This is a genomic window from Bacteroides muris (ex Fokt et al. 2023) (assembly GCF_024704895.1).
Taxonomy (GTDB): domain Bacteria; phylum Bacteroidota; class Bacteroidia; order Bacteroidales; family Bacteroidaceae; genus Bacteroides; species Bacteroides muris.
On sequence record NZ_JAMZEE010000157.1, the window covers coordinates 1 to 222 of the forward strand.

General features: G+C 47.3%; 1 protein-coding gene. It reads right to left on the reverse strand.

From position 1 onward, the window contains the following. The coding region (locus M1B78_RS18665) for an Arm DNA-binding domain-containing protein (protein WP_257941519.1) at positions 1-164 on the reverse strand (164 nt) is incomplete at its 3' end. Between the last annotated feature and the right edge of the window lie 58 nt (positions 165-222).

The following is a 222-nucleotide window of genomic DNA, read 5'->3' on the forward strand; positions in this document are numbered from 1 at the left end:
CGGCTTTCACGTGGATTCCACAATTCAGGCGTGCAGGACAGCTTGCATCCGAACTGTGCCATCGTGCGGTTCACGGTTATGCGTCCCATGATGGGAGCCTTGCCCGACTTGTCCAGTCCGCTCTTTTTGAGGTAGAGCAGCACCTTGAATTTTTCTACTTTCATACGCTTATATTTTTTAGTGCAAAATTACTTGCCGTATAAGCGTTCCTTGATATGCAAA